The following is a 23216-nucleotide window of genomic DNA, read 5'->3' as shown; positions in this document are numbered from 1 at the left end:
GTCTTTACCCCTCCGTGTTTGAATAAGCTAGTTTCCCACGACAAAATGTCATCACTACCTCTAGTTTGTCATTCACAATTACTAAATCAGCATCTTTGCCAACTTTAATGCTTCCTTTTCGGTCAAATATATTAATTTGCTTTGCTGGGTTGATTGCAGTCATTTCAATTATGTCTTGAAGTGTACAATCAGTGAATTTCATCATATTTTGCACTGCATCATTTAATTTCAAAATACTTCCTGCTAACGTTCCATCTTTTAGTACCGCTCTTTCTTCGTTTACAATAACCTCTTGACCCCCAAGGTCGTATAAACCAGCACCAAGACATTTTGCTCGCATAGCATCCGTAACAAGAATGACGCCTTCGCTTCCTTTGTTTTTGTATGCAAACTTCACCATCTTTGGCGCTACATGGATACCATCTACAATCATTTCACACTTCACTTCATCATGTAAAAGGACTGCACCTGCTACACCAGGATCTCTATGATGAATTCCACGCATACCGTTAAACAAATGGGTTGCATGTGTGACCCCAGCCTCAATTGAAGCTACTACTTCTTCATACACTGCATCAGAGTGTCCAATTGAAGCTACTACACCAGTGCTTTTCAGATGAGCAGTTAACTCTAACCCACCATCTTCCTCTGGCGCCAATGTCACTAATCTAATTTGATTTCCTGTTAAGTCTTGCCATTTTTGAAACAACTCTACATTCGGATTAATGATATTATCTGGATGTTGTGCTCCCGCTCTCTTTGGAGACAAAAATGGTCCTTCTAAGTGAGCGCCTATTATTTCAGCTTGTCCAGGGCCTTGATTTGGAATAAAAGCCGCAATCGCACCTAGCGCATCTTCAATATCCTCTTTTGACTTTGTCATTGTTGTTGCAAGAAAGCTAGTTGTACCTTCTTTGGGTAAAGCTATTGCCATCGTTTGCAATGCGTCTGAAGTAGCGTCCATAACATCAGAACCATCGGCACCATGAATATGAAGGTCAATCATGCCAGGTAAAAGTGAGAGGGACTGATCAAGCGCGATGTTATCGTCACTGTCACTTCCCTTAAAATCCTCCATCTTCCCAACAGCTTTAATTTTATCGCCAGCGATCTCTATATATCCGTTTTCAATCATTCCATCTTCTGCAAATATAGTAAGATTTGTAATAAACATAATAGGACTCCTTTATGTAATGTATCTCTATTCATTATAACCTAAGCTAGTTGTCTATACCACTTAAATCTCCGGTATTATCTACTTAATGTTCCCATTTTAATATGAATTATTGTAAGATCCCAATGAAAAAAGAGACCATCCGCGGATAGTCCCTTCTTTATGTTTTTTACTTCTTACGAATTTTATGAACCTCATCAGCCACAAATTGTACATTTGTTCCCACAATAACTTGAATGCTGTTTTTACCAACAACATTAATTCCAGGAACCCCCGTAGCTTTAATTTTCTTCTGATCCACTTTATCCATATCTTTTACTTCTAAACGAAGACGTGTCACACAGTTATCTACTGAAGTAACGTTTTCGTCTCCACCTAAGCCTTCATAAATTTGCGCAGCCATAGCAGCAAACTTAGAAGAACCGCCTTCCTGTGTAGTTGTTTCTACAGCATCGTCATCCTCACGACCAGGAGTCTTAAGGTTGAATTTAACAATTAGGAAACGGAATAACAGGTAATAAATTACACCAACTACAAGACCTTGTACTAACAGCATCCATGGCTGGTTTGCTATAGGATTTCGCAGACTTAAGAAAAAGTCTACAAACCCTGCACTAAATGCAAATCCTGCCGTCCATTGGAAGGTAGCCGCAATAAATAGGGAAATACCTGCTAATGCTGCATGGACAACGTATAATGCTGGTGCCAAGAACATGAATGCAAATTCAAGCGGTTCAGTAACACCTGTAAAAAATGATGCAAATCCTGCTGCCATTAGTAAGGACGCAGCTTGTTTCTTTCTTGTTGTTTTAGCTGTGTGGTACATAGCAAGTGCTGCAGCTGGTAAACCAAACATCATTACTGGGAAGAAGCCAGCTTGATATCTACCAGTAATCCCTTTTTCACCTTCACCAGCTAAGAAATTATTTATATCATTAATTCCAGCAACATCGAACCAGAATACAGAGTTTAATGCGTGGTGAAGACCAGTTGGAATTAATAGTCTATTAAAGAATCCGTATAGACCAGCACCAACAGCACCTAAATCAAGAATTGCTTTACCAAAGGAAACTAATCCTGAATAAATAACAGGCCATACAAATAACAATACTAGTGATACTAGTAACATCGCAACAGACGTCATAATGGGAACAAGTCGTTTTCCACTAAAGAAAGCCAGTGCATCTGGCAATTGTACATGACTGAAACGATTATACATAATTGAGGCTACAATACCAGATAAAATCCCAATAAACTGATTCTCAATTTTTCCAAATGCGGCATTTACTTCTGCCGGATCAATCCCTAAAAGCATCGCTACTGATCCACTTGATAACACAGTTGTTACAGTTAAAAACGCGACTAAACCACTAAGTGCGGCTGAACCGTCCCTGTCTTTTGCCATTCCTAATGCAACACCTACTGCAAAAAGAAAAGACATATTGTCAATAATTGAGCCACCGGCTTTAATTAAGAAAGCAGCAATTGGACTTCCTCCACCCCAACCTGCAGGGTCTATCCAATAACCAATACCCATCAGAATCGCCGCTGCTGGTAACACAGCAACCGGTAACATCAAGGAGCGACCAAGGTTTTGAAGATACTTCATCATGATGATAATTCCTCCTATAATTGTATTTCCTTCTATGTCTTTGGTATCAAAGCTATTAAAAAAAGAAAGAAATAATATCAGTTAGTTTAACGCTTACATACTAGTGTAACCAAAGGATAGGTAGGATTATTACAGAAACCTATTTTAACACCGTCTTGTGTAGTTGTCTATACCACTTTATTGTATAATCGTAGAAATCAAAAAACCTTCGAGTTTCTCTATTAAATCGTTATTTTTATCTATGATAATAAAACTAAAGGTGTATAGAAGATTGAATTAATATATATTACACTTACAGTAAACCATTGATTAGGAGGTTTTCCATGAAACAAGGTGATAAAGTTGTATATAAAAATGATTTATATGAAGTTTTATACGCTTACGAAAATGGAATGTATGAAATCAAACAAATGGAATTCCTATTCAACGTAGAGCTCGTTAATGAGAATGAGATTGTACCTATTGCAATTTAATATAACTTCCAAAAAAATCCATTGCGCAGCAATGGTTTTTTAATATTCTCTTAAAACGGCTCTTACAGGACTTCCATCTCCACCTACAATAGGTAGTGGCAGAGCAATTAATTCAAAATCCCCTAATGGAACATGTTCTAGCACAAGTCCTTCAAGGATAAAAATACCATGCTCGCTTAAACTATGATGTGCTGGTAATTCTTTACTAGAAAGCTGATCAACTGAGGGGTTGTCAACTCCTACCAATTCTATGCCCTTTTCAGCTAAATAAGGAGCAATTTCTGGATGTAGGCTTGTAATCGAGCTTGGAAATTCACATCTGTTTTGCCATGAGTTTGTACGAATCAACAAGCGATTTATCCCTGTTAGATCCACGTCTTTAAACTCTTCTATACCTATTTCCTTCTTGCCAACAATTTCTATAACCCTTGCTTTTCCAACATACACCTCCAGGTCCAGTTCATGCACCATATTCCCTTCATTGTCAAAGTGGAAAGGGGCATCAATATGTGTCCCGATGTGTACACTTGTCGTGATTTTCCCAACATTTACAGAGTTGGATTCCTCCTTCGGCCAGTTAATAACATAATCAAAGGGTGTATCTCCTGGCCATTCTTGCGTCATTTCACTTAATGGTTGAGAAATATCGATAATCTTCATAGTATCACCTCCCTTTCTTTGTCCTTATTTTAAGTATACGACACAGAAATAAAAATCTGTCATTTTCTTCTTAACATAAAACGACCTCCCATGACGAATTCTAGTAGTGTCTTCTTAAAAAGAAGGTGATGTGTTGAGAATACAACCATTGAGGAGGTTTATGATGGGAATCTTAAGTGGAAATCCAAAAGAAGAACCGATGCACTATGGTGAAGTCTTTGCTGTTTGGACACACCTATTAACGGCAAAAGGAATGGTTTCTGCCTATCAAACATTACTTAATCACACAGGTGACGATGATTTAAAGAAACTTTTAGAAGACATCATTGAAAATGGGATAAAGCTTGAGATTGAAGAGGTTGAAACATTGTTAAAAGAGAATGGGGTTGGCTTACCACCGGCACCTCCCGAGCGTCCTAGCGCTTGTCTCGAGAATATACCTCCAGGGGCTCGCTTTATGGACCCTGAAATTGCAGCAAAAGTTTCAGCTGATATTGCTGCAGGTTTAGTTGGGTGCAGTACAATCATTGGTCAATCCATTCGAGAAGACATCGCAGCAATGTTTGGCCAATTCCATATGAAAAAGGCACAATTTGGCGCAAGAATTCTGCGTATTAATAAAGAAAAAGGGTGGCTTGTACCTCCTCCTCTTCACATTAATAAAGCAGATAATTGTTAGTAGTACATGGCAAACGTGAGCAGATTCCTAACCGAATCTGCTCTTTATTTTTGTGGTAGTATTACCCACCGCACGTATTCCGGCTTACATTGCCCTCTCTCTTTTATTACCACCTATATCTCATTCAAAAAATCACAAAATAGAAAGGTAAATCGCTAATTAGCAAAGGAGGAATTTTCATTGCAGAGGTTTACAAAAACAGGAATGGCTATACTTGGATCTGCTATGCTTTTGTTATCAGCATGTAATAATAATGATGATAACGCAGCAGATCAAAACCGTACAGCTAATGTCCAAAACGTAAATGACGGCTATATCACAAAAGAAGATCATCCATACCGAACAACCACTTCTAGTGATAAATATCCCCATACAACAAGTGTTCAACATAATCAAGGGGAACGAAAATATTTTCGTTTTATCAATAAGAAGATTGTAGTACGTCAACCAGGTAGCACGAATGGAAACCCAGGTGGGGATCAACAATTTGCTGGAGCACCAAATAATGCTACAGCACCTGTTCCTGCACCAACGCCAAACTATCCTCAGGAGCAAACTGCACCTAGAGAACAACAGCGCCAGCCGGAAGCACAGAAACCAGCTCCAGCTCCTGCTGCACCTACAAATCAAGGTAGTACGGCAGGAATTAGCCAAATTGAAAGACAGGTAATTGACCTTACAAACGCTGAGCGTAAGAAGAACGGTCTACCTGCACTTCAAGCTGATACATCACTAAGCAATGTCGCACGAACTAAGTCAAACGATATGCAACAAAACAATTACTTTTCCCATACAAGTCCTACACATGGGTCTCCCTTTGATATGATGAGGGATTTTGGAGTATCGTATAAAACAGCTGGTGAAAATATCGCTAAGGGACAGTCGTCCGCACAATCAGTTGTTAATTCTTGGATGAATAGTGAAGGACACCGTAAAAACATCCTAAATCCAAATTTCACACATATCGGGGTAGGTCACCAAAAGAACGGTAACTATTGGACACAAATGTTTATTGGAAAATAAAAATAACCGGGACTAATTTAGTCCCGGTTTCTAGTTACTTTTTGATTTTTGCAAATTTCCGTTTACCCACTTGAACAATTAAATCGTTCTCTATTTCAACCTGTAATTGGATATCATCCACCTTGTCACCATTTAGCTTAACACCGCCATTTTGGATCATTTTTCTAGCTTCCCCTTTTGATTTCTGTAAATCCAATTCAACTAATAAATCTATGATGGATACCGTATTTTCGCCAGACCATGTTACCTCTGGAATATCCGTTGGCATGACACCTTTTTGGAAAACTGTCTTAAAATGTTCCTCTGCCTGATGTGCGGCATCTTCACCATGATACATTCTGACAATTGTACGTCCAAGTAGCATTTTGGCATCACGTGGGTGTAAGGTTTCATTTTCTAGTTGTGTTTTTATTTCAGTTTTTTCTTCAAGAGACAAATCTGTGACTAAATCAAAATATTTAGCCATCATCTCATCTTGTATCGACATTGTTTTTCCATACATATCATTTGGAGCCTCGTCCACTCCAATATAATTTCCTTTTGACTTGGACATTTTTTCTACCCCATCTAGTCCTTCTAGAAGTGGAAGAAGAATGACAACCTGCTTCTCTTTTTCAAAATGCTCTTGTAGGTGTCTACCCATTAAGACATTAAAATGCTGGTCGTTTCCACCTAGTTCAATATCGCTTTCTAGCACGACAGAGTCATACCCCTGCATGAGCGGGTAGAAAAATTCATGGAGTGAAATGGGTTTTCCTGTCGCTAATCGATCAGAGAAGTCATTTCTTTCTAGTAAACGAGCTACAGTTATACTTGCTGCAAGGTTAATAATGTCCTCAAAATTCAAGGAAGAAAGCCATTTTGAATTGTAGTGGAGCTCGATCTTCTCCATGTCAAGGACCTTACCAAATTGTTCAAAATAGGTTTCTGCATTATGTTTCACTTCTTCATCTGTTAGTTGCTTACGGGCAACTGACTTTCCAGTTGGATCCCCGATTTTCCCCGTGAAATCACCAATTAGGAGTTGAACCACATGCCCATTTTCCTGGAATTGTTTCAACTTATTAAGGACAACCGTGTGTCCTAAGTGAACATCTGGTGCGGATGGGTCAAGACCCAATTTCACCTTAAGTGGTGTATTCGTGACAATCGATTTGGCAATTTTATTCTTTAGTTCATGTGCAGGAACTACCTCTTGAACACCATTTGTGTAGATTGCAAATTGTCTCTCTAGCTCTAGTTTTTGTTCGGCAGTTAATTTCTCAATAAAGTTTTCCATTATTTCTCCTCCTGTTCATTTTGTGCATTAAGGACATTTTTCTAGGTTTTGACAAGGTTGTGTCCGTGAGAACACTTCCTCATAGACATTTCTTCTAATTTCTTGCCCGGCTTTGTCAGCTAGACAGCCACCATAAAATAAAAGTAAACACAAAAAACCACGCCCCTAAAAAAGGGACGTGGTTGCACGCGGTACCACCCTTGTTGAAGATATCTATCTTCCGCTCAAGTCGAATAACGGTTCGTCCGTTCTCTGCTACTTATCCAAAAAGAGAGGTTCACAAAGAAAGCTCAAGGAGGTAATTCACCTATATCTTTGCACCGGTTTCCACCAACCACCGACTCTCTGTTCCAGGGAGATATATAGCTACTTATTCCTATCTACACTTTACTATCCAATTATATAAAGGATATTCTAGCGGATTGTCTGCTATTAAACAAGTGGAAATTTCTTTTATTTTCAACCACCCCAAAAATGTAAGCGCTTCTAATTTTTATTGCTGTAAAATCAGATTCCCTGCAAACGATATGTTTTGAATCGTAACAGGCACTCCTCCTGCAGGTGTGGATAGTAGAATTTCATCACCAATTTCTCGTAACAGCAATTGTCTTCCGACAGGCGATAAAAATGAAATACACCCAGCATCAGGATCAGATTGTTTTGGTAAGCAAATATAATAATCTTCTGTATCATCTTCCCCATCAAATATCACAGTAACCTTTGTACCTATGAATACCTTAGGGATTGGTACTTGATCTACATTTTTTTGAATATCCTTTACAAAGTTTTCTAGATGACCTATATATAACCGAAAAAAATCTTTTACGATTTCCTTTTGCGGTGTTGAGGTTAAATAAAGTTTATTTAGTTCCTGATAATTTTGTTCAAGATATCCTCGCTGCTCTACAAAAAACGCCTCAAGATTATGGTTCATAATAGATAACCTCCTTACTAGGATCAAACACCGTGCAAAACTTCATTTCTACCATGATTTAATTTCCCCTTCCCTCATTTTCTAGTAACCTCAGTTTAGTTTTGTTTAGATTTGGAGCTCTTATTATTAAAAATACAGACTTCCTGAGGCCATCACATTGTTCAGTCTATTTTCCTCTATACCTATATTGAGGTCTAAGAAGAAGTTGAACAATGTTACATATAAAAAGATAGACCTTCCCTACAAAGAAAGGTCTACCATTCATTCCCAATCATAGCATATATTTTCCAATTAAACTAGGTATCTCGTAATATCCCACTTCAATTTTTCCCATAGGAAATAGTAGCTACCCCTGTAGTAGCTACTGATTTCGATTGATACACACCAGGCAAATGCCCTTGACCGATTTACTTATCCGTTATGCTGCAATGACAAGTCTAATTTTATTATTCGAAGGATCCTTTGTGACCACTTCTCCTTCTTCTTCTCCAATATATGCACCAATAGTCTTTAAGTTTTCAACTGTTTGCTGTAACGCCTTTTCATCTGGCAACACAAGTGTGAACCACTTTATTCCAGCACTATTTTCGGACGGCGATGGAGCACCGACTCCATTCCATGTGTTAAGTCCAATATGATGATGATAACCGCCTGTTGAGATAAACAATGCCATACCTCCATAACGGGTGACTACGTCAAATCCGAGACCTTTTGTATAGTATTCTTCTGTCTTACTTAGGTCTGATACATGCATGTGAATATGTCCCATTACGGTGTCAGATGGAAGTCCAGTCCATTTCTCTCCGTTTGCTGCAGCAAGGACACCCTGGCCGTCTAAGGGCTCCGTTACCATTACCACTTGTCCATCAACCCATTTCCATGTATCGTCTGGACGATCGGCATAAATCTCAATACCATTTCCATCAGGATCATCTAAATAGAGCGCCTCACTAACATCATGATCGGATGCTCCAATCTGAACATTATTCTGAACCAAATGATACAATACTTTCCCTAAATCAGCACGAGTAGGCAAAAGTAGTGCAAAATGGTATAAGCCTGTGCGGCGTGGTTCTTTTGGTTTGATACCGTCTGGTTGTTCGAGCGCTAACAATGCCGTCTTTCCATCCGCTGTTAAAAGTGCCTTTTTCTCAGATTGCTCTAAAATTTGAAACCCGATTATATGTTGATAAAACGCGAGTGAACGTTGTAAGTCCGATACCTTTAGGTCTACCTGGCCAACAAATGTATATGGTGGGCGTTGATATTTCATATTCTTCCCAGCCTCCTATTTTTATCTTAAATTCACTTACTTTATGTAAGTAATTATATTTTTGTAATTAAATTATGTCAAGTAAGTTTATTATTTCTCACAATGCGCTATAATATATATCGTAGAGGTGATGGAATAATGGATACAAATGTAATTTGTCCAAAGTTTGAAAAAGCTATGAATTTATTAGGCCAACGCTGGACAGGTCTTGTTATTTATCAGCTTCTTTCAGGTCCACAACGTTTTTGTACACTTGAATCTTCTATTGGTATAAGTGGAAGAGTTCTTTCGGATAGACTTAAAGACTTAGAAAATCAGGGAATTATCAAAAGACATGTGTACCCAGAAACCCCTGTACGGATTGAATATTCCTTAACCCAAAAAGGATTGGCTTTAAAGCCTCTTATGGATGAAATCCAAAAATGGTCACAGGACTGGGTAAAGATAGAATCATAACATCACGGGAAAGCAGATTGTGTACGTTTAACAATCTGCTTTATTTTTGAATCAAATAAATCGGGAGCAAAATACACCAATTGATTACGCCTCAGGTCCTATTTGAATATATATCGGTAGTGCATTACATATCTCCCTTTCTTCCTTTACGATTAAGGTAGAATAAATGATAAAGGCAGGTTTTTACAGTGAAAAAAATATTGGTGATATTTTTGATACTTGTTGGGCTATATTTGATCTGGACGAATCTCTATCGTATTCCTTGGTTACCGTTTGGAAATTCCGGTGACTCCTTACCGATTACGGAAAAAATTGAAGAGATTGAAGTTGATATCTCGTCAATTAGTACAACTGTAATACCCGAAGATCGCGATGATATCAAGGCTGAACTTAAAGGCAAAGGTGAAGTTCATGTTTCAAAAAGTGGTGATACCGTAGAGGTCACATATGAGCGAGGTTTCTTCAACTGGAGTTGGTTACCATTCTTTAATAACTCTAAGCTTACAGTATATATCCCTGAGGATTATAACCGCGATATGTCGCTTCGGCTTGGGTCTGGCCATATAGAATTCGCTGGTTCGAAAATGGAGCTAAACGAGCTTACTGTAGAGGTTCATTCTGGGAATGTACACCTTCAAGAAATAGTCGTTAACAAGTTGGACCAAGATGTAGCTTCTGGAAATTCTAAACTTGAGAACATCACAGCTGAAAGTGGAGAAATAGAAGTGCGTTCCGGAAACGTTACATTAGAGAAATATACTGGAAAACTAGATGCTGAAATTAACTCTGGTCGTTTAAAAGCAACTATCGAAGACTTAACAGACACTATTGATGTTAGAGTGAATTCTGGACTACTTGATCTCGATGTCCCGAACGATGCTGATTTCACATTAAATGGTAAAGTAAACAGTGGATATATTTCTAGTGATTTATCCCTTGATGACTCTGTGAGAGACAAAAAAGAAGTCCGAGGAAAGCATGGTGCTGGCACGCATGAAGTAAACATCAAAGTGAATAGCGGAAAAGCTAGCATTCAATGAGAAAAGCGCATTGCGCTTTTCTTATTTTTTTCTACTTTTATTGTCAAGAATTGGTACAAGTATTGCACAAATGAGCGAACAATAGTAAGACAAATATTTAATTCCGATAGGTTTATCAAATAATGTTATTCCAACGATTCCAATAAAGCTTGATAGTGCAATCCCCAAAACAAAACCACCGATAATTCCTACAATAACTGCAATAAACATTCTCATGATTCCAATCCCCTTTTCCTAACAAATTTCCATGTGTTGCTAACCATACCGACGGAAAAAACAAACAAAACCATTGCTAGTACCGGATGTATCGCTCCCACCCATGGTGCCACTGTTATAAAATTCGCCGTAAAGTACATCCCAACAATCAAAACAAGTAATCCAAGAACGTTCCAGTAGGCCCACCTTGGCATTTTTCCAATAAAGGCTGTAAGTAACATGAATAGTGGTAGATTAAACCCAAATAGATGAACGAGAGTTGAATGACGCAGCCAATTCTCAGCTCCTACAAAGACAGCCATTCCCGCTAAAAGCACCTGTATAATAAGTAAAGCGGCAAAGATGACAGAAAATAAAAGATACGCACCCCTGCCAATCCTAACCCTACTTGATTGTGTTAGTTGATTCATTTCTTTCTCCTCCTTTTTTCTACTCTTTTAAGATACAAGTATTTTCTAAACACACTCTTAGTAAATTCTTAAATAATTATTAAATGACTCTAATATCGACAAACAAAAAAACGTAGGAATTCGTCTACTTACGAATCCTACGTCATTTATTAAGGTTTAAAGCGGTATCCCGCTCCCCACACCGTTTCAATATATTCTGGGTTTGATGGGTCAGACTCAATCTTTTCACGGATCTTGCGAATATGGACCGTAATGGTCGCGATATCACCTATTGAATCTAACCCCCATATTCTTTCGAAAAGATGATCCTTGCTGAACACTTTGTTAGGATGAGTAGCTAGAAAAGCAAGTAAATCAAATTCCTTTGCCGTAAAAGTTCGTTCTTCTCCATTAACAGTAACTCTTCTCGATTCCTTATCGATGTGGAGTCCTCTGATTTCAATCTCATCTGTATTTACGACTCGCTTTAATCGTTCATATCGAGCAAGATGTGCCTTAACCCGTGCAACTAATTCACTTGGACTGAACGGCTTTACGATGTAATCATCTGCACCAATTCCTAGTCCTCGGATCTTATCAATTTCTTCTACCTTAGCAGTGACCATTAAAATGGGTATTTCCTTCTCTTTTCGAATCTCCCTACAAATTTCAAATCCATCTATCCCAGGTAACATGACATCTAGTATCAGCAAATCATAGCTTTCATGAAGTGCCTTTTGAAGTCCCTGTTTACCATCATTGGATATTTCCACCACAAAACCATTCACCTCTAGATAATCCCTTTCTAACTCTGCAATGCTCGTTTCATCCTCAACAATTAAGATTTGCTTCATGTTTCCACATCCTTACTTAAGCCCGTTTCAGCGTGAAGGTAATACTTGTTCCTTCCCCCACCTTACTTTCAGCCCAAATTTCTCCTCCATGCTGCTCAATAATACGTTTTACAATTGCAAGACCGAGCCCCGTTCCACCTGTTTGAGTGTTTCTTGCTTGGTCTGCACGATAAAACCTCTCAAATATATAAGGGAGTGCTTCTTCAGAAATCCCATTCCCATTATCTTGAATCTGTGTTACTACCATCTCATCCTTTACTGATAGGTAGATATGTAGTGTCTTCTTCTCCTTATCCAGATGCTTTAAGCTATTATGAATAATATTCATAGCAACGCGTTTTAGCTGTTCCCTGTCTACCACTACCTTATAGGTTTCATTCTCATTTGCATGTACTGATACAGCGATATGATCCTTCTCAAGCTCATATTGCAACTCCTCCATGAAATCTAAAAAGTAACAGCGTAAGTCTACTTCTTCAAATTGAAAAGGTTCTCGGTTCAAATCCAACTTGGAGTATAAAAATAACTCATCAATTAGATGGTCCATATCTAAAGATTTCGTATAGATCGTCTGAATATAGCGTTCCATCTTTTCTGGGGTATTGGCAACACCATCACGGATTCCTTCTACATAGCCCTTAATTGACGTAATGGGCGTTTTTAAATCATGGGAGATACTTGCGATAAGCTCCTTCCGATTTTCTTCATATTTCATCTGCATATCCGCAGATTCCTTTAATTTCATCCTCATTAGTTCAAAGGTTTCCGATAACTTCCCTAGTTCATCTCTGCTCATCGGTTTTATAGGAAAATCCAGGTTTCCTTTACTGATTTCATGAGCTGCAATTGAAAGCTTTTCAATAGGCTTCAATATACTTTTGGAAACCGAGTACGTTAGCAGTGCATTTGTAATAATGAGTACAGCAATAAATAGAAAATAGCGTATTTGCAGAAACTTCTTTTGATTACCCTCAGGATCCTCGCCTAGTATGTGAAAGAGAAGAATACTCAAAAAAATTTCAATTACAAAAAAGGCGATAACGGGAATTAGAATCATTGCAACATTTGATAGAATTAACCTTTTTCGAATGGACATATTTCACCTTCCTTACCTGCTCCAACCTTACTATAGCGTAGAGGTAAACTGTTACTATAATCTAAACCAATTCTTAAATTTTTATTAAATTAAAAAGGCACTCCCCATTGGGATAGGGAACTCTATTGATTTACAGGTTCCCATGACTGTTCTTGGTCAATTTTTCCCGCCCATTTCCTACAACTATACACGCACCATGAATACTGGAGGATGCCTTTACAAAGACTAACCATCTTGAATAAGTAACAAGAATACGCAAATTAGTAATGACAAAATTTTCAATCTACTTTATTATTAAAATACCAACATTTACTATAGGGGGCCTTCATTATGAGTATTGCACTCATTTCCGATATTCACGGAAATATGACAGCTTTAGAAGCAGTTCTAGAGCATATAAAAGTGCGTGGAATCCAAACAATTATCTGTCTTGGTGATCTTGTAGGGAAAGGCCCAAATTCAAGTGAGGCTGTGGATCGCATTCGGGAATCGTGTGAGGTTGTACTATTGGGAAATTGGGACGATTTTATTCAAAAGGAGCATCCAGATAAAGCAATCACCTGGCATCGAAATCAGTTGGGGGAAGAACGATTGTCTTATCTAGGTACACTACCATTTCATTATGATTTTTATATGAGCGGAAAGTATATACGGTTATATCATGCTTCTGCAAAAAGCGTCCACCATCGCGTTGTCCCAATGATCCATTCTGATGAGGAAAAAAGAGCAATGTTTGATTTATCCGAGTGGATTAAACCATTGACAGAAAAGACTCCAGATGTAATAGGTTTTGGAGATATTCATGCCGCACTAATTGAACCAATTGAGACAGATTTGACTCTATTAAACGTCGGCAGCGTTGGCAACCCTCTTGATCTGACACAGGCTACATACGCAATTTTACATGGGGAATATCACTCAAAAGAGGTGGCTCCTTTTTCAATTGAAATTGTTCGTGTTCCATATGACATTGAAAAGGAAATACAAATTGCTACTGAAATGGATTTGCCTTATCTAGACCAATACGCAAAGGAGCTTAGAGAGGCTATCTACAGAGGTGCACCCAAAAAGGATTAATCCCAATTCTTGAGACTTGCACAATAAAAAAGAATACATGTAAAATATAAAATAACGATATTTTCTTAGTATGACTTTCATAAATATTGTATATAATGTTTTTAATTTTAACCTCTATATATATAAACATAACCTGAGAGGAGAATTGCCTTGACCACTAATCACGATTCCAAAAAAGAGATCACGGTTAATTCAACTGTCCAATTAAAAGGGATAGTGAAAGCAATCTTCAATGATTCAATTCATGTTCAAATTGGCGGGAAAATCATCACACTTCCGGCATCAAACCTTTTAAAGCAAAACAAAACTCCATTAACCTAATAACACAAAAAGAATACCCGAATTGGGTATTCTTTTTTGCTAGGCTGCGATGCCTATCCCTTTCGAACTTTTATTTTCCAGCTTACACCTGTTCCAATGTCATATGCCGATGCAAAGGAATCCTGGTTTAAAGCCACACCAATTTTATCTAACGAGTTGATATACAATAATGGCTTCCCTAAGTCGGTGTCTGCGAAGGAGCGCCCAAATGTCATGACACCCTTGTATCTCGTTTCATCTTCCTTTTCTATGGTCACTTCAACTGTATCACCATAAGTAATGTCCAATTGTTTAAAGAGCTCACGATCAATATTCGTCCATAGATTACCAAAGCGAATATCCAGAATATCAATCGTGCCAGTCACCATATTATATTGAACTGCTGCCTTACATATCGGTAACTCAACAAGGGAATCCAACGAAATGGTTGGTCCTACCTCTTCGTATGTAATGATACCTGAAGCAAGTCTAGCTCCTGTGTACGCATACACATCTCTTCCATGAAACGTGTATGAATCACCGGAGAACGGTAACCGATTTTTACTTTCATCAATTACCCTTGCCTCTTTAATCCCAAACCTATGCTTTACGTGAGTGATTGTCCCATTATCAGGTGTTACGATATATTGATTGTTTTCTGTCATCACTACAATACTAAGGCGATCAGTCCCTACACCTGGATCAACTACTGATACAAAAACAGTCCCCTTTGGCCAATAAGTAACAGTTTGGAATAAACGGTAGGAGCCCTCCCATATGTTAAATTGAGGTATGTCATGCGTTATATCATAAACATGAAGTGACGGGTGAACAGAAAGGGCGACACCATACATTGCGCTAACTGCCCCATCACTTGTTCCAAAGTCAGTTTGCAACACTAAATGATTCTTCACAAATACTCCTCCATTTCATACAAAAATATATGACGAATATTCTATTTTTAGCAGTTCGTTTACAAATAATCTTTTTTCTGCCGGTTTATTTTTTTACTTTACGAATTAGCAATCTGAAGGAAAGCAACTAAAAAAGAATTGATTCCTCACAGGAACCAATTCCTTTTTTAAAATTCTATTCAGTTGTTTTAAATTGCACGTTCTTGGTCTCTATCTTCGTTTTTCTTTAGCAAGTACGGATTCTTACGTACTATACTAAATATGAGATATGCTGAGGCCATTGCAATGAGCGCACCCACAAGAATGTCTCCAGGGTAATGTACCCCCACCCAAATCCGAGAGAATCCAACTAAACAAGCAAGTATGATCCAAAGAAATCTGCCCTTTTTCTTATATAGAAAGAAGGTAAAACAAACTGCAAAAAAGATCATTGTGTGGTCACTTGGAAACGAATTATTGACTGCCTTTTCAACCAACTGGTTTACATTCGGCAATTCAGCAAAAGGTTGTTGATTTGAATGCAGCTGCCCCACTAATTTTCCGATTACTATTGCTAAACCGACTGAAAGCAATGCACTTAGACTCATCATTCGATCTTTCTTTGTGATCATGTAAAAAATGACAGCAACTATCAGGAAATATAGAGTATAACTCGCAATAAGCACCATTGGCAAGTTTAGAAATGGCACTACTTCTCCTAGGCCGTTAATCTGATAAAACAAGTCAATATTTATGTCCATTACCTTCAAGAAACTCCCCCCACAATAGCTACTTCTCTTTATAAGTTTTTATCTTTCAGTTTAGTAGGTAAGACAAGTTGTTCATATTTTTCATAGATAGCTAATAGACGTTGGATTATGGACAACCTTGTTACGATCACGTAGAAAATGGTGGCGGAAATCATTGCTATCATTGCTCCTACCAAAACATCTACAGGATAATGCACACCCACCCAAATACGAGAAAAACCCATTAAACAAGCCAATACCATCCAAAAATATCTACTCTTCTTATTAAACAGAAAAAAGGTAAAACAAAAGGCAAAAAAGAGTATTGTATGATCACTTGGAAATGAATTATCTATCGCTTTGTCAATGAGTTGGTTCACATCTTCTAGAACTGCAAATGGCTGGTAATGTGAATGGAGCTGGCCAGCCAGCTTCCCAAGTATCTCCGCTACTATAAATGCAAAACCTGCACTAATAATCATGATACGATTTGGCTGATCCCTTTTAAACCAAAATACAAGAACAGCAAATGCAAGAAAAAATGCCAAGTATTCCGTAATAATGATCATAGGGGGGTTCAAAAATGAGAGTTCTTTCCCCTTATCATTAATTAGGTGAAATAATTCAATATTCATGTCAAACATATTAATCACATACATCTCCTCCATACTACTTACTAAGGAGAATATATTGCATATCAGATCATAAAAACAGCGCTATAGCTTACATTTTCATTACAAAAATGTAAGCCGCACCGAAAACGCAGTTATAAAATCGGCGACAAAAGCCTTGAAATGGATTCTTTGAATCTCACGTTAAGACCTCTTTTTCCATATTCTTCATAGGTTAATAATTTTGATAGCTTTATATCCTCTTTAAAAATTTCCGATAACTCTTTTGAAATGTCCTCATCATATAAAAAAGCATTTACTTCAAAGTTGAGGCGAAAGCTCCTTACATCAATATTTGCTGTACCAACAGATGATATCTCTTTATCCACAACAAGTGTTTTTGAATGGATAAAGCCATTGCTATAAATATAAACATTGGCCCCTACCGGAAGAAGCTCACCAATATGTGACAATGTTGCCCAATACACAAAAGGATGGTCCGGCTTATCAGGAATCATTATATTTACTTCCACACCTGAAAGGCACGCAACCCTTAGTGCATCAAGCAAACTTTTATCTGGTATAAAATAAGGAGTTTGAATATAAATTGATTTTTTAGCCGAGTATATCATTTTGATATAGGCATTTTTTATCTGCTCGAAATCTGAGTCAGGTCCACTTGTTACAATTTGAATCCCAACATCTCCAAGGCGATAGTTCTCGACTGGAAAAAGCTTTGGATCATACACAATATCGAAATAACGAGAAGCTTGATTCCAATCTAGAATAAAGCGCGCTTGCATGGCATCAACAGCAATACCCCTAATTCGTAAATGTGTATCTCGCCAGTATCCAAATCTTCTATTTAAACCTAAGTACTCATCACCAACATTGAAGCCACCCACATACCCGATTTTTCCATCGATGATTACTAATTTCCGGTGGTTTCGAAAGTTCATTCGGAGGTTAATAAAAGGTAACTTCGACGGGAAAAATACTTCTACAAGACCCCCGGCTTCAGTGAATTCCTTAAAAAAACGCTTTGTTAATGTTCTTGATCCAAGTTGATCATACAGTACACGAACTTTAACGCCTTCTTTTACCTTTTTTGTTAATGCCTCCATTAACTTTTTGCCTAAATTATCATTCTTGATAATATAGTATTGCAAATGAATAAATTCCCTTGCATTTTCAATGTCTTGGAATAAACTTCTGAACTTTTCCTGACCATCGGTAAAAACTTCGACTGCATTATTTTCTGTGAATAAAGCTTGATCATTCACAAGGTTCATATAGATAAGGTCCTGGTTATTCTTTGTCACCCATTTATTAAAGTGGAATTGCTGTGTCCGAAGCTGATGCTTTTGTTCCTTTAACATTTCTTCATATCCACTTTTTTTCAAATCTTCCCATTGAAATAAATGGTCGCGAGTTAAATTTCTACCTAATAGCAAATACAGTATGAATCCTGCCACAGGTATAAAGAAAAGGACCAAAAGCCACGCCCAAGTAGAACTAGCATCTCTGCGTTCTCGAAAGATGACTACTACCGCAAATACAATATTTAAAATCAATACCAAACTAAGTAATAATGAAGAAATATTCACCATATTTCCCTCTCTCACCGATTCATTCTACATTACAATATACTATAGAAGGTAACGTTTATGAAACAATATATCTTTGAGTTGTATTCAAGTGTAAGAAAACCTGGCTAGTTCGCCAGGTTTTCTAGTTTAATGTATGTTTTTATCTACATACCTTCCATAGTCTGGAATCGCAATGCTGTCAAACTCTTTCACTAATTTATCTAAGGAATCTGTTAATAGCTCCCCTGTCATCGGCAAACCATGACCTGTTACAGCAACGTTTGGTTTTAACTTATGTAAAGTTTCAACTGAGCTCTTTGCTGCCTGCCAATCTGTTGTTAAATAACGAGGAGGGCCACTAATTTCCTGTTCCTGTGTAAATACTTTGTATAGCGACTCTTGTTTTACTGTCACAAACGCATCCCCCACAATTAGGACACCATCATTCTCTCGGTAGAAGGATACATGGCCAGGTGAATGCCCTGGTGTATGAATCCAGCGGAACTCAGGCAAATGTGGAACTGTTCCATCAGCAGGCAGTTTTTCAACATGCCCACTTATATTTATTGGGTCATTTGGAAACATTGGAGACATTTTCGCAACCATCCCCCCCTCTACTGTCGGGTCTGGTTCTGGGTAGCTTTTTACCCCGGTTAAGAATGGCATTTCCCGCTCGTGAGCATATACAGGTACATTCCAATGCTCAATTAATTCAATAATGGCACCGACATGATCAAAATGACCATGTGTTAAAAGAATTGCCTTTGGTCGACTATTTGGACCAAAACGTTCTTCCGTAACAGAGATTATTTCCTCAGCTGATCCCGGCATCGCAGCATCAATAATGACAAAGTCTGACGAGTTTTGCTCCCCCACGAGCATAAAATTAACAATTTGGACCGTATGGGAATATATATCCGGCAAAACCTGTATTCCTATTCCACTACCAATAGACGTAGCAGGTATAAATTTATAGTCACTTCCGTATTGCATGTCTTTATCCATGTTGCTCCTCCTAACACTTTCATATGAATAGTGTTTCACAGGATAAAGAAATTATGTTATGCACGTCTCTCTGACAATTTACTTATGGTCTATATTTTTGTTGTTTTCTTTTGAGAAATAGAGGGTTAGAATGACACTACTATAATGATTCCCAAACAAATATAGAGTGGGACATCCCAACGAATATAGGCTGCAGTTGTAGCACCTATAATTGTTATCCATTCTATTACTAAAAAGGGTTTTAATTTTTTCTTCATTTCATCCCCGATATTATTCTCTTACGAACGGATCCACTTCCAGATTTCCTTCGGTGTTGCATTTTTCCCATACATAAGAATGCCCGTCTTAAAGATTTTTCCTGCTAACTTCATAAACAACCAGATGCTCAATACGAGTATGAGTAACGCAATCCCAATCTCCATCCACGGCCATTCTTCTAATAATGTAAGTCGCAACAGCAGCACTCCAGGTGTTGCGAATGGTATAAATGTTCCTACCTTTGCAAACAATCCACTCGGATCTCCGACAATTGGTCCGATAAATATGAACGGTAGGAACGGTAACATCATAACAAGACCTTGGAAGTTACCAGCTGAGGACATATCTGCCATCGTCGCACCTACACCAACAAATAGGGCTGAGAATAAGAGATACCCCAAGATTGCAATTAAGACAAATAACAACACTTCCGGTACAAATAAATATTCTAAGATAGGAATATCTAATTTCCAAAGTGCAATTGGGATTCCAAATCCAAGAAAGACAACCGCTTGGATCATACCTAAAATGAAATACCCGATAATTTTCCCTTGCATTAATTCACCTGGCGTAAGAGAGGATAAAATAATTTCCGCAACTTTTTCCTTTTTCTCTTGCGAAGCACTTTGGAATATATACATACCTGAAAAAATAATTGATAATAAAATAATTCCTGCAAAAGCTCCTGGTACGATTCTTTTTAAAGGATCTTCACCAAGTAGAGATGACTCTTCTTCTACTATACTGTCTCCCTCATCAAGGGAAGGTTCTTCAAAAATGATTTGCTTAGACATAGCAGAAAGTTGTTCTTCTGTTACTCCGAGTTTCTGCATTTGTAGTGCTTTTAAAGGTGTTTCTAAAACCTGAACCTGATTGATAAAAAATGGACTTATTTCATCACTTGTGTAAACTGGGATAATACCACTTTCGAGGCTTGATTCCTCTAACAATATATATGCTGTATGTTCAGCACCTACTAGTTCAACCTGGATATCCTCTGCAACCAAATCAGTATCCTCTATGTCCCAATTCAAATCCTGAGCATTTACTGCTTCCTGAATCGTTTCAAACGCCCCTAACTCATCATTGATGTAGACCTGAGTTCTAGGTTCTTCTTCAATTTCAGAATCCCCAAAGATAGTTCCCAAAAACATAAATGCCAAAAAGATCGCAGGTGTTAAAAATAATCCGATTAGAAAGGATTTATTTTTCATATTCCTTTTTACTTCCCACTTCGCTACCTTCATTGCATTACGCATTTACATCTACCTCCCCTCTTAACATATTCTTATCAGTTGCGATATCAATAAATATTTCATGGAGGGATATTCGATCAATGGATAATTCATTGATTTCCAAATTCTCTGGTAGATGCTTTAACCAGCTTGCAACATAAACATCCTTTGAAAGGTATAAAATAGAAGTATCTTCATTTTGTTCCACACGCTGAACCTCAGGAAGTCCTTGTAAATTCGCTATTGTATTCTTTCCACGAATGGTGCATTTGAAGTTGGCGTATTCCTTTTTTACATTATCCATTGAACCTGCTATCACTTTTTGGCCACGGTGGATAAGAAATAATCGATCACACATTTCCTCAACTAGGTTCATTTGATGCGAGGATAATAGAATAGCAGTTCCTTTCGCAGCGAGGTCACGTATTTCTTGTTTAAATAACTCCTGGCTTACTGGGTCTAATCCTGAAAAAGGTTCGTCGAGGATTAAGAACTCCGGTTCATGTAAAATGGATGCGATAAATTGAACCTTTTGTCCCATTCCCTTTGAAAGTTCTTCTATTGAAGCGTTGTCCTTGCCCTCTAATCCAAACTTTTTCAAATAAGCTAGAGCACGTTCTTTTGCCTTTTTCACTGGATAATCCTTTAGTTCAGCTAAATAAAGAAGAATATCCATAACCTTTACATTTTTATAAAGTCCTCGTTCCTCTGGCAAATACCCGATTTTACTACGGGGAATTTCCTTATGTCCTTGAAACATAATTGTTCCTTCATCTGGGTACATAATCCCCATGATGTTACGGATGGTTGTTGATTTACCCGCTCCGTTTGGACCAAGAATGGCCATGATTTCACCTTTATATACTTCAAATGAAATATCCTTTAAGACTTGGGTGTCTTTAAAGGATTTTTTTAAATGATCCACTTTTAAAAAAGCTTCCATCTTCATTCCTCATTCCTCCCTACTACTTTATTCGACGAGGAGTTACACGTTGAACAAGTTATGTATGATTATCGTTTTCTATCACATTATGTATGTACGATTATTCCAAAAAAAGGTTTCAAGTTTTTAACTAGGATAGTGGACAAAAGGCGTTCCTCCAAAATAAAAAGAACTGGAAAGTATGGGATAGTACCAACTTCCAGTTCTTTTTTAATTATGATTTTTTCCTTTTAGGATAATGAAAGATCATCCTAAGTACGGTATAGAATAATAGAATAAAAACAAATGCATTAACAACCCAATGAGTACCGATGAACAAGTTTGCAACTGCAAAAATAATAATAGGTTTTGTTAAAGCAAAGGCACACATTTTCCATAAAAATTGAAATTTTAATTGTCGATGTACTAGTCTGCTAACTGCAACTCCAACCCCAGCTACTAAAGAAATGCCGAGAATCCCTAGAAAAAGCATTAAAAAGGGATAAAATAGGAGGACTTGGATAAAGTAGACGTTTTGAGGAATGTCATTTTCTTTATAGGATTCATCCAACAGTAAATTTATTTCAATTGGAAGAGCTAATATAAACAATAATAAAAGGAGGAATACTAGTGTATTTCTCATCTCCAACCGATTTAACCGCTTCATAGCTGTCTTTTCTGGCAAACGCCAACTATCCGATAATGTTGAAAAAAGTTTCACCAAGAGCCACTCACTTCGTTTTATGAATTAATATTTTTACAGAAAAGAAACCTTTCCAAAATGGAAGGAAAGGTATCAAGGATCTTACTTATAAAAGTCTTCTGGAATAGGTCCAAATTTGCGACTATGGTATAGAAGTGGCGGCTTGCTGTAGTTCTCAATTTCAACCACTTCACCAATTAAAATCGTATGGTCACCGGCTTCAATTGTTTGGAAGGTCTTACAATGTAAAACCCCTGAAGCACCCTCAATAATTGGAAGGTCATTGTCTGACATCTTCCATTCACAACTGCCAAAACGATCTGTACCTTTACTTGCAAACAATGTGCAAATATCTGCTTGGTCACCCGCTAACACATGTACTGCAAATTTATCTGTTTTCGTAAAAATATCGTAAGTAGATACACTTTTATCAATCGACCATAAAATTAATAATGGGTCTAATGAAACAGAAGCAAATGAATTAACGGTAAGGCCAAGTGGCACTCCATTTTCATCAGTTGTAGTGACAACTGTTACACCTGTAGGATAATTTCCCATTACAGCCTTAAAGTCTTGTGTTTTCGTATTTTTATCCATACTCACACACCTTTCTATAAAATCGAGCACTGTTTATCTATATCTTACTAATTTTCCATGTCTAAAACTACTCTAACTATATCATGATTATAATGACAATTCTAATTGTATGCACAAAT

The 23216-nt window shown here is 37.6% G+C and carries 26 protein-coding genes and 1 other annotated feature; of the genes, 7 read left to right on the top strand and 19 right to left on the bottom strand.

The genetic code is table 11. From position 1 onward, the window contains the following. Positions 1–4 precede the first annotated feature (4 nt). Together nagA and nagE are read right to left on the bottom strand one after the other, a co-directional pair. Positions 5–1174, bottom strand: coding sequence for an N-acetylglucosamine-6-phosphate deacetylase (nagA, locus tag ACWNMY_RS12345; protein ID WP_449538575.1), 1170 nt, complete (start codon positions 1172–1174; stop codon positions 5–7). Positions 1175–1343: 169 nt separating this feature from the next. Continuing rightward, complete coding sequence (gene nagE, locus ACWNMY_RS12340; protein ID WP_449538574.1) at positions 1344–2786, bottom strand: N-acetylglucosamine-specific PTS transporter subunit IIBC; 1443 nt, start codon at positions 2784–2786, stop codon at positions 1344–1346. Between the two features lie 323 nt (positions 2787–3109). On the opposite strand from nagE, the gene ACWNMY_RS12335 reads away from it, so the two are divergent. Beyond that, positions 3110–3259: a hypothetical protein gene (locus ACWNMY_RS12335; protein WP_449538573.1), complete on the top strand. Its 150-nt coding sequence runs from the start codon at positions 3110–3112 to the stop codon at positions 3257–3259. A 39-nt stretch (positions 3260–3298) separates the two neighbouring features. On the opposite strand, the gene kynB is transcribed toward ACWNMY_RS12335, so the two are convergent. Then, complete coding sequence (kynB, locus tag ACWNMY_RS12330; protein ID WP_449538572.1) at positions 3299–3919, bottom strand: arylformamidase; 621 nt, start codon at positions 3917–3919, stop codon at positions 3299–3301. Between the two features lie 163 nt (positions 3920–4082). Between kynB and ACWNMY_RS12325 the strand changes: the two genes are divergently transcribed. After that, positions 4083–4598: a DUF3231 family protein gene (locus ACWNMY_RS12325; RefSeq protein ID WP_449538571.1), complete on the top strand. Its 516-nt coding sequence runs from the start codon at positions 4083–4085 to the stop codon at positions 4596–4598. 180 nt (positions 4599–4778) lie between these two features. Next, complete coding sequence (locus ACWNMY_RS12320; protein WP_449538570.1) at positions 4779–5621, top strand: CAP domain-containing protein; 843 nt, start codon at positions 4779–4781, stop codon at positions 5619–5621. Between the two features lie 34 nt (positions 5622–5655). On the opposite strand, the gene tyrS is transcribed toward ACWNMY_RS12320, so the two are convergent. From tyrS to ACWNMY_RS12305, 3 genes are all read right to left on the bottom strand, one after another. Continuing rightward, positions 5656–6900 (bottom strand): tyrosine--tRNA ligase, encoded by a 1245-nt coding sequence (gene tyrS / locus ACWNMY_RS12315; RefSeq protein WP_449538569.1) that lies wholly within the window; start codon positions 6898–6900, stop codon positions 5656–5658. Between the two features lie 169 nt (positions 6901–7069). After that, positions 7070–7292 (bottom strand) — a binding site (T-box leader). A 101-nt stretch (positions 7293–7393) separates the two neighbouring features. Further along, positions 7394–7834, bottom strand: coding sequence for a GreA/GreB family elongation factor (locus tag ACWNMY_RS12310; RefSeq protein WP_449538568.1), 441 nt, complete (start codon positions 7832–7834; stop codon positions 7394–7396). A gap of 418 nt (positions 7835–8252) precedes the next feature. Then, the gene (locus ACWNMY_RS12305; RefSeq protein WP_449538567.1) at positions 8253–9107 is read right to left on the bottom strand and encodes a VOC family protein; all 855 of its coding nucleotides are present in this window, start codon (positions 9105–9107) and stop codon (positions 8253–8255) included. A gap of 138 nt (positions 9108–9245) precedes the next feature. Between ACWNMY_RS12305 and ACWNMY_RS12300 the strand changes: the two genes are divergently transcribed. Then, on the top strand, positions 9246–9563 hold the full coding sequence (locus tag ACWNMY_RS12300) for a winged helix-turn-helix transcriptional regulator (protein WP_449538566.1): 318 nt from the start codon (positions 9246–9248) through the stop codon (positions 9561–9563). Positions 9564–9751: 188 nt separating this feature from the next. Then, positions 9752–10603: a LiaG family protein gene (liaG, locus tag ACWNMY_RS12295; RefSeq protein ID WP_449538565.1), complete on the top strand. Its 852-nt coding sequence runs from the start codon at positions 9752–9754 to the stop codon at positions 10601–10603. A 21-nt stretch (positions 10604–10624) separates the two neighbouring features. Here liaG and ACWNMY_RS12290 read toward each other — a convergent pair whose 3' ends face one another. The 4 genes from ACWNMY_RS12290 to ACWNMY_RS12275 all read right to left on the bottom strand — a co-directional run bounded on the left by ACWNMY_RS12290 (position 10625) and on the right by ACWNMY_RS12275 (position 13158). Further along, the gene (locus tag ACWNMY_RS12290; protein ID WP_449538564.1) at positions 10625–10819 is read right to left on the bottom strand and encodes a DUF5957 family protein; all 195 of its coding nucleotides are present in this window, start codon (positions 10817–10819) and stop codon (positions 10625–10627) included. Then, the gene (locus ACWNMY_RS12285) at positions 10816–11229 is read right to left on the bottom strand and encodes a DUF6220 domain-containing protein (RefSeq protein ID WP_449538563.1); all 414 of its coding nucleotides are present in this window, start codon (positions 11227–11229) and stop codon (positions 10816–10818) included. Before ACWNMY_RS12285 ends, ACWNMY_RS12290 begins: the two co-directional genes overlap by 4 nt. A gap of 149 nt (positions 11230–11378) precedes the next feature. Beyond that, positions 11379–12062 carry a response regulator transcription factor gene (locus tag ACWNMY_RS12280; protein WP_449538562.1) on the bottom strand — a complete coding sequence of 228 codons (684 nt, stop codon included), beginning with the start codon at positions 12060–12062 and terminating at the stop codon, positions 11379–11381. 16 nt (positions 12063–12078) lie between these two features. Then, positions 12079–13158, bottom strand: a complete 1080-nt coding sequence (locus tag ACWNMY_RS12275; protein WP_449538561.1) for a sensor histidine kinase — start codon at positions 13156–13158, stop codon at positions 12079–12081. Positions 13159–13485: 327 nt separating this feature from the next. On the opposite strand from ACWNMY_RS12275, the gene ACWNMY_RS12270 reads away from it, so the two are divergent. Continuing rightward, a complete protein-coding gene (locus ACWNMY_RS12270) occupies positions 13486–14235 on the top strand; it encodes a metallophosphoesterase family protein (RefSeq protein WP_449538634.1) in 750 nt (249 codons plus the stop codon). Between the two features lie 150 nt (positions 14236–14385). Continuing rightward, complete coding sequence (locus ACWNMY_RS12265; protein ID WP_449538560.1) at positions 14386–14556, top strand: hypothetical protein; 171 nt, start codon at positions 14386–14388, stop codon at positions 14554–14556. A gap of 53 nt (positions 14557–14609) precedes the next feature. Here the strand turns inward: ACWNMY_RS12265 and ACWNMY_RS12260 are convergent, their stop codons facing one another. The 9 genes from ACWNMY_RS12260 to ACWNMY_RS12220 form a co-directional block, all read right to left on the bottom strand. Next, positions 14610–15449 (bottom strand): SAM hydrolase/SAM-dependent halogenase family protein, encoded by an 840-nt coding sequence (locus tag ACWNMY_RS12260; RefSeq protein ID WP_449538559.1) that lies wholly within the window; start codon positions 15447–15449, stop codon positions 14610–14612. 188 nt (positions 15450–15637) lie between these two features. Beyond that, positions 15638–16189, bottom strand: a complete 552-nt coding sequence (locus ACWNMY_RS12255) for an undecaprenyl-diphosphatase (protein WP_449538633.1) — start codon at positions 16187–16189, stop codon at positions 15638–15640. A 38-nt stretch (positions 16190–16227) separates the two neighbouring features. Further along, positions 16228–16827 (bottom strand): undecaprenyl-diphosphatase, encoded by a 600-nt coding sequence (locus tag ACWNMY_RS12250; RefSeq protein WP_449538632.1) that lies wholly within the window; start codon positions 16825–16827, stop codon positions 16228–16230. Positions 16828–16943: 116 nt separating this feature from the next. Next, positions 16944–18395: a cardiolipin synthase gene (gene cls / locus ACWNMY_RS12245; RefSeq protein ID WP_449538631.1), complete on the bottom strand. Its 1452-nt coding sequence runs from the start codon at positions 18393–18395 to the stop codon at positions 16944–16946. Positions 18396–18524: 129 nt separating this feature from the next. After that, positions 18525–19382, bottom strand: coding sequence for an MBL fold metallo-hydrolase (locus ACWNMY_RS12240; RefSeq protein WP_449538558.1), 858 nt, complete (start codon positions 19380–19382; stop codon positions 18525–18527). 278 nt (positions 19383–19660) lie between these two features. Further along, positions 19661–20899 (bottom strand): ABC transporter permease, encoded by a 1239-nt coding sequence (locus tag ACWNMY_RS12235; RefSeq protein ID WP_449538557.1) that lies wholly within the window; start codon positions 20897–20899, stop codon positions 19661–19663. Next, positions 20892–21818 carry an ABC transporter ATP-binding protein gene (locus tag ACWNMY_RS12230; protein ID WP_449538630.1) on the bottom strand — a complete coding sequence of 309 codons (927 nt, stop codon included), beginning with the start codon at positions 21816–21818 and terminating at the stop codon, positions 20892–20894. The genes ACWNMY_RS12235 and ACWNMY_RS12230 overlap by 8 nt, the downstream gene beginning before the upstream one ends. Before the next feature lie 214 nt (positions 21819–22032). Then, the gene (locus tag ACWNMY_RS12225; protein ID WP_449538556.1) at positions 22033–22518 is read right to left on the bottom strand and encodes a DUF1189 family protein; all 486 of its coding nucleotides are present in this window, start codon (positions 22516–22518) and stop codon (positions 22033–22035) included. A gap of 84 nt (positions 22519–22602) precedes the next feature. Continuing rightward, a complete protein-coding gene (locus ACWNMY_RS12220; RefSeq protein ID WP_449538555.1) occupies positions 22603–23097 on the bottom strand; it encodes a flavin reductase family protein in 495 nt (164 codons plus the stop codon). Between the last annotated feature and the right edge of the window lie 119 nt (positions 23098–23216).

The sequence above is a fragment of the Ferdinandcohnia sp. Marseille-Q9671 genome (assembly GCF_976954385.1).
This window is presented reverse-complemented; position numbering and strand designations above follow the sequence as displayed.